At 47.3% G+C, this 13,522-nt stretch carries 11 protein-coding genes; 1 reads left to right on the top strand and 10 read right to left on the bottom strand.

Going from position 1 to position 13,522, the window contains the following annotated elements; all coding sequences use genetic code 11:
• Positions 1–221 precede the first annotated feature (221 nt).
• From dapB to secA, 3 genes are all read right to left on the bottom strand, one after another.
• A complete protein-coding gene (dapB, locus tag FCU94_RS10820) occupies positions 222–1,046 on the bottom strand; it encodes a 4-hydroxy-tetrahydrodipicolinate reductase (protein ID WP_176288557.1) in 825 nt (274 codons plus the stop codon).
• A 75-nt stretch (positions 1,047–1,121) separates the two neighbouring features.
• Complete coding sequence (gene mutT / locus FCU94_RS10825; protein ID WP_176288558.1) at positions 1,122–1,520, bottom strand: 8-oxo-dGTP diphosphatase MutT; 399 nt, start codon at positions 1,518–1,520, stop codon at positions 1,122–1,124.
• Between the two features lie 230 nt (positions 1,521–1,750).
• Entirely contained in the window at positions 1,751–4,477 is a 2,727-nt protein-coding gene (gene secA / locus FCU94_RS10830; RefSeq protein ID WP_176288559.1) for a preprotein translocase subunit SecA, read from the bottom strand.
• A gap of 320 nt (positions 4,478–4,797) precedes the next feature.
• On the opposite strand from secA, the gene FCU94_RS10835 reads away from it, so the two are divergent.
• Positions 4,798–5,247 (top strand): DUF721 domain-containing protein, encoded by a 450-nt coding sequence (locus tag FCU94_RS10835; RefSeq protein WP_176288560.1) that lies wholly within the window; start codon positions 4,798–4,800, stop codon positions 5,245–5,247.
• Positions 5,248–5,298: 51 nt separating this feature from the next.
• Here the strand turns inward: FCU94_RS10835 and lpxC are convergent, their stop codons facing one another.
• The 7 genes from lpxC to ftsW all read right to left on the bottom strand — a co-directional run bounded on the left by lpxC (position 5,299) and on the right by ftsW (position 13,510).
• A complete protein-coding gene (gene lpxC, locus FCU94_RS10840) occupies positions 5,299–6,216 on the bottom strand; it encodes a UDP-3-O-acyl-N-acetylglucosamine deacetylase (protein ID WP_176288561.1) in 918 nt (305 codons plus the stop codon).
• A gap of 98 nt (positions 6,217–6,314) precedes the next feature.
• On the bottom strand, positions 6,315–7,544 hold the full coding sequence (gene ftsZ, locus FCU94_RS10845; RefSeq protein WP_176288562.1) for a cell division protein FtsZ: 1,230 nt from the start codon (positions 7,542–7,544) through the stop codon (positions 6,315–6,317).
• A 30-nt stretch (positions 7,545–7,574) separates the two neighbouring features.
• On the bottom strand, positions 7,575–8,837 hold the full coding sequence (gene ftsA / locus FCU94_RS10850; RefSeq protein WP_176288563.1) for a cell division protein FtsA: 1,263 nt from the start codon (positions 8,835–8,837) through the stop codon (positions 7,575–7,577).
• A complete protein-coding gene (locus FCU94_RS10855) occupies positions 8,830–9,612 on the bottom strand; it encodes a cell division protein FtsQ/DivIB (protein WP_176288564.1) in 783 nt (260 codons plus the stop codon). Before FCU94_RS10855 ends, ftsA begins: the two co-directional genes overlap by 8 nt.
• 184 nt (positions 9,613–9,796) lie before the next feature.
• Positions 9,797–11,257: a UDP-N-acetylmuramate--L-alanine ligase gene (murC, locus tag FCU94_RS10860; protein ID WP_176288565.1), complete on the bottom strand. Its 1,461-nt coding sequence runs from the start codon at positions 11,255–11,257 to the stop codon at positions 9,797–9,799.
• A gap of 11 nt (positions 11,258–11,268) precedes the next feature.
• Positions 11,269–12,330, bottom strand: a complete 1,062-nt coding sequence (gene murG / locus FCU94_RS10865; protein ID WP_176288566.1) for an undecaprenyldiphospho-muramoylpentapeptide beta-N-acetylglucosaminyltransferase — start codon at positions 12,328–12,330, stop codon at positions 11,269–11,271.
• On the bottom strand, positions 12,317–13,510 hold the full coding sequence (ftsW, locus tag FCU94_RS10870; RefSeq protein ID WP_176288567.1) for a cell division protein FtsW: 1,194 nt from the start codon (positions 13,508–13,510) through the stop codon (positions 12,317–12,319). Before ftsW ends, murG begins: the two co-directional genes overlap by 14 nt.
• Positions 13,511–13,522: the final 12 nt, after the last annotated feature.

A 13,522-nucleotide genomic window follows, 5' to 3' on the forward strand; every position in this document is an offset into this window, starting at 1 on the left:
GCACTTAAGATGTTAAGCTTGTTTTTTGATGGCTTCGAGCAAAATTTACACCATAACCCCATAAAAAAGCAATCATCCATGCGTCTATTGGCGGTGCAAATAAAAGAATACCATCCTATAAAATAGCGGATTTATAAAAAACGCCGGGCAAGCCCAGCGCATAATTATTTAAATACCAGCTTTTTTCAGCTTAATTTCGGTGTTGAGGAATCTCACTATGGCTATAAATCGTTAAGACCAAGTACGTCAGTCATGGTGTAAAAGCCAGCCGTCTCTCCATTTAGCCAAACCGCTGCCTTCACCGCACCATTGGCAAACGTCATTCTATCGGTCGCCTTATGTGTGATCTCTACTCGTTCACCAATATCGGCAAACATGGCGGTGTGTTCACCAATAATGTCACCTGCGCGAATGGTGGCAAAACCTATCTCATCTTTAGTACGCTCACCTGTGATCCCTTCACGGGCATACACAGCGACATCACTAAGTTTATTGCCCATCGCTCCTGCGATGGCTTCACCCATACCAATTGCCGTTCCAGAAGGTGCATCAACTTTGAATCTGTGGTGTGCTTCTACAACCTCAATGTCACAATAGTCACCCATAACTTGCGCTGCTTTTTCTAACAGCTTAAATACTAAATTGACGCCGACAGAATAGTTTGGCGCCATCACAACAGGGATCTCTTGAGCAATCACTTCAATCTGTACACGTTCTTGATCAGAGAACCCTGTGGTACCAATCACAATCGCTTTTCCGTGTTGACGACATAGCTCAAGATTGGCAAGAGTGCTTACAGGGGCGGTAAAGTCAATAATGACATCAAACTGCTCGATCTCTTTGGCAAGATCATCGGTAACAACCACATCAAATCGGCCTTCACCACACAACTCACCTAGGTCTACTCCGACCAAGGACGATTCTGGGCGTTCTGAGCCTGCGGCCACTCGAGCGTGTTCATTATTATACGTTGCTTTAACCAAGTTACGGCCCATTCGACCTGCCGCACCTGCAATTGCAATTCTTACCATTGCATCTTTCTCCATTTTTGTCCCTGCGCTATCGCAGCCATTCCAAATTGTTCCAATAAACTATCAACATTCACCTAGGGTTACTAGACGTTAAGCAAACTCTTTTATCACTCGCTCGACAATCGCAACATTGGCTTCTGGAAATACGTAATCACTCAGTGCCGCGACGGCAACCCACTCACCTTGTTGACCTTCTTTGCCAAAGGGCTGTCCTTCAAACTGAGTGACGGTCATAAAGTCAAATTTTAAGGCTTTGTCTGAGTAATCAAATTCTAAGTGTTCAAACAGACGTTGCTCAGTAGTGGTGATACCAATTTCTTCTTCTAACTCACGAACCATCGCTTGTTCGATCGTTTCACCTTGCTCTACTTTCCCCCCAGGAAACTCCCAAAAGCCGCCTTTGTGTTTGTCATCGGGACGTTTAGTAATAAACACTTGGGATTTATCTTGGTTAAAGATAATAGCCGCAACAATATGGACTCTTTTCATCGGATTTCCTATTTACTTTCTCTTGCCATGCCCTGCATAGTGGCTGACTTATGTTTAGATAACCATTAGATACAAAAAGAGCCGCCTAAGCGACTCTTAATTAGTGTTATAAGTTTTGCATGAAACTAAGCTGTAACGCTATCAATGCTAGGCGATGGCACAGAGCTTACGCCAGTAAGTGAGCACCATCAACACAGCAGTTATGTGTTACAGCAACGATTCATCAAACCTTATGCGATTTTACCGTGACACTGCTTGTACTTCTTACCACTACCGCAAGGACAAGGTTCGTTACGGCCAACTTTACGCTCTTCACGAACCATCGGCTGATGTGCCCCCTCTGAAGATTCTTCACCATCGGCCAGTTGGTTTTCAGCACTAGCATGTTGAGCTTGTGCCCGACGCGCCGCTTCTTCCGCTTGCGCTCGACGTTGCTCTTCCATACGCTCCACTTCTTCTTGCTGCTGAACTCGTACTTTAGACAAAATCGTAATCACATCTGACTTGAGCGCTTCTAATAACCCTTCAAACAGTTCAAACGACTCTCGCTTGTACTCCTGTTTTGGGTTTTTCTGAGCATAGCCACGCAGATGGATGCCTTGACGAAGATGATCCATTGCGGCTAAGTGCTCTTTCCACAATGTATCGAGTGTTTGCAGCATCACAGACTTCTCGAAATTACGTAGCACTTGAGCACCTACCACTTCTTCTTTCTGTTTGTATACTGCCACAGCGGTATCGATGATCTTCTCGCGTAGTGCTTCTTCGTAGAGCTTATCATCTTCTTCAAGCCATTGTTTAACTGGCGCGTCGATATCAAAATCGTTTTTCAGACGTTCTTGCAGCCCTTCAATATCCCACATATCTTCTAATGATTGCGGTGGGATATATTCGTCAATAACGGCGGTCAAAACATCATGACGGTTGTGGTCGATCATCTCGCTGATATCTTCCACACTCATAAGCTCATCACGAAGTTCGTAAACCACTTTACGTTGATCGTTAGCCACGTCATCGTACTCGAGTAGCTGTTTACGGATATCGAAGTTACGACCTTCCACTTTACGTTGAGCTTTTTCAATTGAACGAGAGAGCATCTTGGATTCGATCGCTTCACCTTCATCCATACCGCTTTGGATAAGGCTCGCCATGCGATCTGAGGTGAAGATGCGCAATAGCGAGTCTTCCATTGATAGATAAAAACGTGAAGAGCCTGCATCACCCTGACGACCAGAACGGCCACGTAACTGGTTATCGATACGACGCGATTCATGTCGCTCAGTACCGATAATGTGCAGACCACCCGCTTCTAGCACTTGGTCATGGACAATCTTCCACTGCGCCTTGATCTCATCGATCTGCGCTTGAGTTGGGTTATCCAGCGCTTCAAGCTGTGCCTGCCAACTGCCGCCCAATACGATATCGGTACCGCGACCAGCCATGTTAGTCGCGATGGTCACCGCACCAGGCGTACCTGCCTGAGCAACAATTTCAGCTTCACGCTCATGGAACTTAGCATTCAGAACGTTGTGCTTAATTTTGGCTTTCTTGAGTGCATTGGATAACAGTTCTGATTTCTCAATCGAAACCGTACCCACCAACGTCGGTTGACCTTTAGCCACACGCTGTTTGATGTCTTCAATAATCGCGTTGAACTTTTCCGCTTCGGTTCGGTACACCATATCCGGCATATCGTCACGAATCATAGGTTTGTTGGTTGGGATAACCACGGTTTCCAAACCATAGATAGACTGGAACTCAAATGCTTCGGTATCTGCAGTACCTGTCATACCTGACAGCTTTTCATACAGACGGAAGTAGTTCTGGAAAGTAATAGACGCCAGCGTCTGGTTTTCATTCTGGATCTTAACGCCTTCTTTGGCTTCTACCGCTTGGTGTAAACCTTCAGACCAACGACGACCAGGCATCGTACGACCCGTATGTTCATCGACGATCACGACTTCGCCATCTTCATTAACGATGTAGTCGACGTTCTTCTCGAACAACACGTGCGCACGCAGTGCAGCATTGACGTGATGCAAAAGGCTAATGTTAGTAGGAGAGTATAAGGTATCGCCTTCTTCCATTAGGCCATTATTGATCATCAGCTCTTCGACAAATTCTTGTCCCGTCTCGGTCAGGTAAACCTGTTTTGACTTTTCATCAACGGTATAGTGGCCATCGCCGCGGTACTCTTCTGAATCTTCTTTGTCTTGCTGTTTGAGCTGGGGAATGAGCGTGTTGATACGCGTATAGAGGTCCGAGCTATCCTCTGCAGGACCGGAGATAATCAATGGGGTACGGGCTTCGTCAATCAGGATAGAGTCCACTTCGTCGACCACAGCGAAGAAACGCTCGCGTTGGACACGGTCTTCTGCGCGAAACGCCATGTTGTCGCGCAAGTAGTCGAAGCCAAACTCATTGTTGGTTCCGTATAAGATGTCTGCTTGGTAGGCGGCTTTCTTTTCATGCGGCGGCATGTTTGGTACGTTGATACCAACCGTCATGCCTAAAAATTCGAACAGGACGCGGTTGGTTTCTGCATCACGCTTCGCTAAGTAGTCGTTGACAGTGACAACATGCACTGCACCTTGTAATGCATTGAGGTATGCTGGCAAGGTCGCGGTCAAGGTTTTACCTTCACCAGTGCGCATCTCCGCGATCTGACCTGCGTTTAACACCATACCACCAATCAACTGAACGTCGAAATGGCGCATGCCGTAAACGCGCTTAGAGGCTTCACGTACAGTCGCGAAGGCTTCTGGTAGAAGTTTATCTAGAGTTTCACCCTGTTCTAAACGCTGACGGAATTCAACAGTTTTTGCTTTTAGCTCTTCATCGGAAAGTGCTTCAAACGTAGGTTCGTAATTATTAATCTCTTTTACAATTTTTCTCAGGCGGCGCAGTGTTCGGTCATTGCGACTGCCAATTACCTTTGTCAGTAGCTTAGTTATCATTTGCTATGAATCTCTCTTTATTCAGATCGGGCCCGATCTACTTTTAATGCCTTCAGTCTCTAACAGTTTTGAACTAAGAATACTGAGATAAATCACTTTACTCAGATATTGAGATGAGAATGATAGATTTCAAGGCTTGTATTGCTATAAGTGGCGCATAGTTTATGAAATTTTCCCTCGAACAACCAATAACATGACGATTTGTTTGAACCACTCTTAATTTTTGGCTGCTATCTGAGGTAACTTTATTCAACCTTTGCTCTATCTTCGATGCAAACCATTGACTAAAATAGCAAGGTTCACTGAAATTGAGGCATGTCATGAGAGATCACCGCCCCACGCTTGGCGATGAAATAATCGCCGATTCAAGATTGTCACAACTCCAGCAACACGCTCAAGAGATCTTAATGATCAACAAGGCACTTCGCACGATCCTTCCCAGAGGCACGGAACAACATTGCCGCGCGGCAAACCTTCGCGACAACCAACTGATCCTTGAAGTTGCCAGTGCCTCGATCAAAATGAAGATCGACTATGAACGACTCAACATTCTTAGCCAGTTAAGGGCGCAAGGTTTCGCTCGTTTGATTGCCGTCTCGGTACAGATCAACCCAGAACTTTATCGTGCAGAACAAGAACGGCAGCAAACGGCTAAACCGCGAGACCCTATCTCGGCCACCGCGGCGCAATATCTCGAGATGATCGCAACTGGCGCATCACCGAAAGTCAAAGCACGTTTAGAAAGCTTGGCGAAACTCGCCAAACGATAGCAACAAAAAAAGCCAGACAAGTGTCTGGCTTTTCAATCGTTTAATTTGGTTTTACGCAACAACCATATTAGGTTCAGCAAACGCCACTGGCGAGGTTTCTTCTTCTTCGAATGTAACCCACTCCCACGCTTCTTGATCTGCTAGAACAGAGCGTAGTAGTTGGTTGTTTAGGCCGTGTCCTGATTTGAACGCACGGAACTCACCGATAATAGGATGACCACACATGTAAAGGTCACCAATCGCATCTAAAGCCTTATGGGTCACAAACTCATTGTCGAAACGCAGGCCTTCTTCGTTGAGGATACGGTACTCATCGAGGACAATGGCACAATCGAAGCTGCCACCCAGACATAAGTTTTGCGACTGAAGATACTCAATATCGCGCATGAAACCAAAGGTGCGTGCGCGAGAGATCTCTTTAACGAAGCCCTGAGAAGAGAAGTCAAAACGCAAATGCTGTTCGTCAGATTCAATCGCCGGATGGTTGAACTCGATTTCAAAGTCCATACGGAAACCGTTAAAAGGCACAAACTCCGCCCATTTGTCACCGTCTTCAAAACGGACAGGTTTTTTGATGCGAATGAAACGTTTAGGTGCGTTTTGTTCTTCGATACCTGCTTGCTGCAGTAGGAAAACGAACGGACTCGCACTGCCATCCATAATTGGAATTTCTGGAGCGTCCACTTCGACAACGATATTGTCAATTCCCATGCCTGATAGTGCGGCATTTAAGTGCTCAACAGTAGAGATACGCACACCCGCGTCGTTGACCAGTGCGGTACACAGCATGGTATCGCGAACAGACTCAGGATCCGCAGGAAAATCAACTGGCGGATTGACATCAGTACGACGATAAATGATACCTGTGTTAGCAGCGGCTGGGCGAAGAGTCAGCGTGACTTTACGACCAGAGTGGAGACCCACACCAGTTGTTTTCACTATTTCTTTCAGAGTACGTTGTCTGATCATCTGCTTTGCCTCAGTAAAAGTGCTACATATCACGGTCAATAGGCGATATTGACCGTGCATGCTACCACAAAATTGAACAGTGTCAAATTGTAGCTATTTTAGTCAGCTTGACGACGCAAGAACGCAGGGATATCGAGATAACCGCTCTCTTTATCGGCTTTAGGTGCTGCACTTTGGCCGGCACCTGAGCTCGACGGTGTTGTCGTTGGCTGAGGAGTAACCTGAGGTTTCTCTTGCAAAGTTGATGCCGGCTTTTCTTCCACTTTATTGACACTCTGCTGAGCAGCGGTCGATTGTGGTTGAGCTTGTGGCTGGGCAACAGGAGCGACTTTCGCTTTGCCACCCGCAACTAGCGTGATGTCAGGTTTCTTCTCATTGCCAATCCCGGTGGCAACCACTGTTACGCGGATTTCATCAGCCATATCTGGGTCTAATGAAGTACCGATAACAACGGTAGCGTTGTCTGATGCAAAAGCTTTCACCGTATTACCTACAGTTTCAAACTCATCTAAACGCATGTCTAGACCTGCGGTGATGTTGACTAATACACCGCGTGCACCAGCAAGATCGATATCTTCTAGAAGTGGACTAGAAATAGCCATTTCTGCCGCTTCTTCAGCGCGATCTTCACCTTTAGCAACACCGCTACCCATCATGGCATGACCCATTTCCGACATCACTGTGCGGACATCCGCAAAGTCGACGTTGATCATGCCCGGACGAGTAATCAGTTCAGCAATACCTTGTACTGCATTCTTTAATACATCGTTCGCACTCGCAAAGGCTTCGAGTAGTGTAATACCACGACCAAGTACTTTGAGTAGCTTCTCGTTTGGAATCGTAATTAACGAATCTACGTGTTTTGAGAGCTCTTCAATACCCTGCTCAGCAAAAGCTAAACGCTTTTTACCTTCAAAGCTAAATGGTTTAGTTACTACAGCAACAGTCAAGATGTTCAGTTCTCTTGCTACTTCTGCAATCACTGGGGCTGCACCTGTACCAGTACCACCACCCATACCAGCTGCGATAAATACCATATCGGCACCACTCAGCTCTTCTTTAATGCGATCGCGATCTTCGAGAGCTGCGTCACGGCCAACTTGAGGGTTTGCACCTGCACCAAGTCCTTTAGTGATATCGCCACCAATCTGAATAACGCTATTCACGCTGGTTTTACGAAGTGCCTGCGCATCAGTATTAATACTAATGAACTCAACACCTTCGATGGATTCACGCACCATGTGTTCAACGGCGTTACCGCCACCGCCACCAACCCCAACGACTTTAATTACTGCATCGTCAGACATTTCCATCATCGGTTCAAACATGTGTTATCTCCGTTTTTCCTGCTGCTCAGGTTAAAACTCTTTTTGTATCCAATTACGCAAGCGATCAAACAAACTGGTCACAGAGCTACGAGCGGGCTCGTTATACTCAGTCTCATCATTTATTTGTGCATCCCTCGCATAATGAAGTAAACCAACTGCCGTAGAATGATACGGCTCTTTGACGTAATCGGTTAGGCCGCTTACCTCTAATGGCTTGCCGACTCTAACTTGGTTGCGGAATACACGCTCCGCACACTCTACCAATCCTTCAATTTGTGCCGCTCCACCTGTGAGCACCACACCTGCGGCGAGATGGTGTTTAATCCCCTCTTCACGCAGTTTTTCTTGCACGGTATCGATAGTTTGGTTAACCAGTCCCATAAGCTCAGTATAACGAGGCTCAATCACTTCAGACAAAGTTTGTCTTTGTAAACTGCGTGATGGGCGTCCGCCAACACTTGGAACGTTAACCGTATCATCTTTACTGACTAACTCACTCAGTGCGCAGCCATACTTCACTTTAATCTCTTCAGCGTCGCTCACTGGCGTGCCAAAAGCAAAAGCGATATCGCTGGTGACCGCATTCCCCGCATAGGAAAACACTTCTGTGTGACGCAGAGCGCCGCCGGTCCAAATAGAGACATCCATCGTACCAGCACCAATATCAACGACACAAACACCGAGTTCACGTTCGTCTTCAGTAATGACGGCGTTACTTGCCGCTAAACCGGAGTAAACGAGATGTTCAACTTTCAGCCCACAACGTTCTACCGCTTTGATGATATTTCTTGCCATATCATTATGACAAGAGATCAAGTGCACACTCACTTCCATGCGCACTCCTGATAAACCTAGCGGGTTTTTAATCCCTTCTTGGTAATCAATCGTAAATTCTTGAGGGATAACATGCAGAATGCGTTGCTCATCGCCAATCTTGATCGATTTGGCGGTATGAATCGCTCTATCCATGTCCTCTTGAGAAACCTCTTCATCTGAAATGGTTCCCATCCCCTTTTCGATACGGCTGGCGATATGTTTACCTGAAAGTGAAATAAACACATTGGTAATATCACATTCAGCCATCAATTCAGCTTGGTCGACTGCTCTTTGCACCGACTTTACGACGGACTCGAGGTCATTCACGCCGCCCTTATCCATCCCTCGGGAAGGGCTACTGCCTGCGCCAATTATATTGATTTGACCATCAGGCAATACTTCACCTACGAGAGCCGATACGGTTGCAGTGCCTATATCAAGACCAACAATAATGCTGTCATCAGCGGTCTTAGTCATCTGTATTCTCTTGTTCTAACTCTTGTTCAGGGAACCAACCAATGGCGGCACCCGTATCATACCTGAGGTCGATGTAGCTCACTTTTTGAGTGTCACTACCCAAATTCTTATAAAGAGAGACAAATCTTTCGATCCGCTCTTGTAACGACTCTTTACCTAGTTCAAGACGAATACCATTATCGAGAATGATCTGCCAAGCTCGGCGGTCGTTTAAAACCAAAGAGGTAATGGTCAAGTTCAACGTAGTAAACTTGGGGCTGATATCGCGCCAAACATCGAGCACCTCTTGGTTTGTATCAATAGGACCGTACAGTTTGACCCGTTCTTGCTCGAGTTTACCAATGTCACCATCAAATATTTGACCTTGGTCGTTAAGTAGTGCGTTGCCATTCCATATCGCCTGGGCTTGGTGTTCCGTTAAAAACACTTTAACGGTATCTGGCCACTGCTTGCGAATCGATGCATGAGAAACCCACGGGATTGACTCAGCAACCTGCTGCAACACATTGACATCTTGTGACATAAATGTGCCCACATGCCCCAGTTGCGCGAACGCTCGCTGGACATCGAGTGCAGACACATAATGTAACTCACCTTGCAGTACGATTTTCGAGAGAGGGAGACGCTGGTCATCCCACATCCAAGAGATTGTTGAATAGAGGAGAGAGCCAATTAACAACAAAACCACCAGTAAAAAGCCGCCTCCGGCGAGATGCTCTTTTACTCGTGGTGCAGAGGTCATGCGACGGCTTTCATTAAAAGCACTTTTAATCAAAGTCCATAGTCCTTGCTGTTCGCTCGCTTATTATCCCTATTCCGTCTCGTAAAAACAGAGGCAAAAGCACTTACTTTAACCTTCGGATTATACTGGCGTCACTCAAAGTATCAAACACTGAAAGTGATAAATCTCTACTTAAAATGCAATAAGTGACGCAAAGTGTTAAAAATCGCTGTTTAACTTACGCCTTTGCCATCTTATCGATATTTAACTCAAAAGCAGCGAGCTGTTTGGCCACTTTACCCACATCGCCAGCACCTTGAGTAAGCACTAAGTCACCATCTTGTAAAACATTGGCGAGCACAGCAGGTAGAGCTTGACTGTCAGGGACAAAAATAGGGTCAAGCTTACCGCGACAGCGAATCGTGCGGCACAAAGCGCGTCCATCGGCTCCGGCAATGGGCTTTTCTCCCGCGGCATAGACATCGAGCATGATCAGAACATCAACTTGCTCAAGGACGTTAGCAAAATCGTCATACAGATCGCGAGTACGGCTATAACGGTGAGGTTGAAAGATCATGACTAAACGTTTCTCTTGCCAACCATTGCGCGCCGCTTGAATCGTCACGTCAACTTCGGTTGGGTGATGACCATAATCATCGACCAGCATTGCGACGCCATTACCCGTATCAAACTCGCCCAAATGGTCAAAACGACGCCCCGTTCCCTGCGTGCCCGCCATCGCACGTAGGATAGCGTCATCGTCAACGTCATCCTCTGTCGCCACCGCAATCGCCGCCGAAGCGTTAAGAGCATTATGACGACCAGGAATATTTAGCGTGATATCAAGATCCGCTTTTCCCTGACGAATAACGGTAAACTTGCCTTGCTGCCCTTCCTGACGGTAGTTGTCAATTCGCACATCGGCATCGGATGAAAAACCATAAGTAATCACTTGGCGACTGATATTTGGAATCAACTCACGTACAACGGGGTCATCAACACAAACGATCGCCTGACCATAAAACGGCAAGTTATGCAGAAAGTCGATAAACGTCTGTTTCAGCGTTTCAAAGTCACCACCATAAGTGTCCATGTGGTCCGCTTCGATGTTAGTGACGATGCTTACCATCGGCTGAAGGTGTAAGAAAGAGGCATCACTCTCATCCGCTTCAGCAATCAAAATTCGGCTCGAACCTAAACGAGCATTGGTTCCAGCGCTCTTAACTAGACCACCATTCACAAAGGTAGGATCGAGACCCGCTTCTGAGTATATTTGTGTGACCAGCGCTGTGGTGGTGGTTTTACCATGAGTACCAGCAACCGCAATACCGTGGCGAAAACGCATCAGTTCTGCCAACATTTCTGCGCGGCGCACCACAGGCGTGCGGGCCGCTCGGGCTGCGATGACTTCTGGGTTTTCCTCATTGATGGCAGTAGAGACCACCACAACGCTCGCTTGGGCAACGTTTTCTGGTGCATGACCAATGTAAACCTTGGCGCCTTTCTCTGTTAGGCGTTGCGTAACGGGGTTTTCTGCAATATCTGACCCTGAAATCTGGTAGCCTTCATTGAGTAGCACTTCGGCAATGCCACTCATTCCTGCCCCGCCGATACCAATGAAGTGAATGCATTTTACCCGGCGCATTTCAGGTACTATCGCTCGAATCTGAGCTAAATCTTGTCTGTGTTGAACTGTCATAAATCTTCTCGTTACTGGGTCAGAGTAATAATCGCCTGAGCCACGACTTTGTCTGCATCTAGTTTCGCTGCCGAGCGCGCTCGTTCCGCCATGTCAATTAACATGCTACGGTCTAGAGCTTGAATCTCTGCTGTAAGTGTCTCCACGGTCAAATCGGCCTGTTCGATCATCTTAGCGCCACCACAGGCAACGAGATGATCAGCATTGAGCGCTTGCTGTCTATCTTTGTGCATAAACGGAATAAAGATCGCCCCCACGCCAGCCGCAGAGACTTCTGACACCGTCAATGCGCCTGAGCGGCAAACCAATAAATCGGCCCACTGATAAGCCTCTGCCACATCATCGATAAACTCGACGGTGTCAGCAGTGGCCACTTGATGCTGCGAATACGCATCTGCCACTTGCTGTTGGTTATTTTTTCCTGCTTGGTGGCGAACTTGATAACCCGCGCCAAGTTGGCCCATAACTTCAGGTAGAGTACGGTTTAGGATTTGCGCGCCTTGACTGCCGCCCATGACCAGAATTCGTATCTCCCCATCGCGCTGCGTCATTCGTTTCGCAGGGGATTCAATCGCTACCACGTCTTCACGCACCGGATTTCCAACCACTGGAGCATTTGGAAAAGCCCCGGGGAAAGCCTGAAACACTTTACGAGCAATTTTTGATAGCCATTGATTGGTTAGCCCAGCCACCGCATTTTGCTCATGCAGCACGACCGGAATTCCCAAAGTCCATGCAGCGACACCACCCGGGCCACTGACATAGCCGCCCATCCCTAGCACCGCATCAGGCTGCCAACGTTTTATATGCAATCTCGCTTGAAAGATCGCATTGATTATCTGCCATGGTGCTTTAATCAATCGACCAATACCTTGACCTCGTAGACCTTTAACCTGGATAAAATCGATATCGATACCGTGCTTGGGCACTAAATCGGCTTCCATTCGGTCTGCGGTGCCAAGCCAACGGATTTCCCACCCTTGTGACTGAAGTTGCTTGGCGACTGCAAGCCCAGGAAATACGTGACCGCCAGTTCCTCCGGCCATCACCATCAATCGTTTATTCTGTTTCATCTATCTGTTGCTTCTTTTCTGTGGTGTGGGTAAGGCGACACTCATGGTCGATACGGAGTAAAATGGACACCGCAACCGACATAACGATTAAACTCGAGCCGCCGTAACTGATCAGCGGTAACGTTAATCCTTTCGTCGGCACCATGCCTGCTGCGGCACCGACGTTGACGAGCGACTGGAACGCAAACCAAATACCAATCCCAAACGCCAAGTACCCGCCAAAAAGCTGACCACTATCAAATGCTTTACGGCCAATAAAAATCGCTTTGATCACCATACTGAATATCAACACCAGTACCAATATCACACCGATGTAGCCAAGCTCTTCTGCAAGTACAGCGAACACAAAATCGGTATGCGCCTCTGGTAAATACTCAAGTTTTTGAATCGAATTGCCTAAACCTTGGCCAAACCATTCACCACGACCAAACGCCATTAGTGACTGAGTTAGCTGATAGCCACTGCCAAAAGGGTCTTCCCACGGGTCCATGAACGACGTGACTCGACGCATTCGATAGGGCTCGATGTATATTAAGGTCGCCACAGCCACCAGCCCCACCACCATTAAGGCTAGGAACTGAGTGAGCTTAGCACCGGCAATGAACAGCATGCCAAATAGCGTCACCAACATCACGATCACGGTACCCAGGTCAGGCTGAAGCAGCAGCAGGCTCGCTAAAGTAGCAAACACAATAATCGGCTTAATGAAGCCGCCAAAGAAACTTGAACGGACTTCTTCACTCTTGCGCACTAAATAACCGGACATGAAAATAAACAGCGACAACTTGGCGACCTCAGCGGGTTGCAAATTGAACAAACCCAAGGGAATCCAACGCGACGCGCCATTGACTGACTTACCGGCAACCAACACAACAATCAGCAGTAAAATCGACAACAAGAGCAACCACGTACTGTACTCTAGCCAGCGTTTGAGCGGAATTTGTAGGATGACCACCGACGTCGAAATCGCCAACACTAAGAAAATGGCGTGGCGGAACATAAAGTGAAAGGGCTGGTCAGTAAGACGGGAGCTGATCGGAAACGACGCCGACGTTACCATAACCAGCCCCGTTAGCATCAAGCCAAGCGAAATCCACACCAGTTGACGATCATACAGTACCTCTGGAGACGCCGTGGCCATCCAGGTTTTAATACTGGTGAAAAACTTTCGAATCTGCATAGTTCCTTATGT

The organism is Vibrio sp. JPW-9-11-11, assembly GCF_013369335.1.
GTDB lineage: Bacteria > Pseudomonadota > Gammaproteobacteria > Enterobacterales > Vibrionaceae > Vibrio.